Origin of the sequence: Pseudomonas sp. HY13-MNA-CIBAN-0226 (assembly GCF_040310305.1) — a bacterium.
Taxonomy (GTDB): domain Bacteria; phylum Pseudomonadota; class Gammaproteobacteria; order Pseudomonadales; family Pseudomonadaceae; genus Aquipseudomonas; species Aquipseudomonas gregormendelii.
The window spans coordinates 1-253 of sequence record NZ_JBEOPS010000437.1 but is presented as its reverse complement, the minus strand read 5'-3'; the positions used below and the strand labels follow the sequence as shown (position 1 = coordinate 253).

Annotated in this window: 1 protein-coding gene; it reads right to left on the bottom strand. The window is 55.7% G+C overall.

Translation table 11 applies throughout. The features are described from left to right. On the bottom strand, positions 1-253 hold a 253-nt coding region (locus AAEZ05_RS29420; RefSeq protein WP_350650155.1), incomplete at both ends, for an ABC transporter substrate-binding protein.

The window sequence follows — 253 nt, the reverse complement described above, 5'->3', positions numbered from 1 at the left end:
CTCTTGATCAGTTCCTTGAAGCCCAAGCTTTCGAAGTACGGGTAGCCCACGAGGGACTTGTTATGCCAAGGATGATTCGGGTCCAGCTGGCGCTGGAAGCTCCAAAGCACATCATCGGCGTTCAAGTTGCGCGTGGGTTTGAAATAGTCGGTGGTGTGGAACTTGATGTCGTCACGCAGGTGGAACGTATAGGTCAGGCCATCGGCGCTGATTTCCGGCAGGTCTTTGGCCAGGGCAGGCACCACTTCTGTGG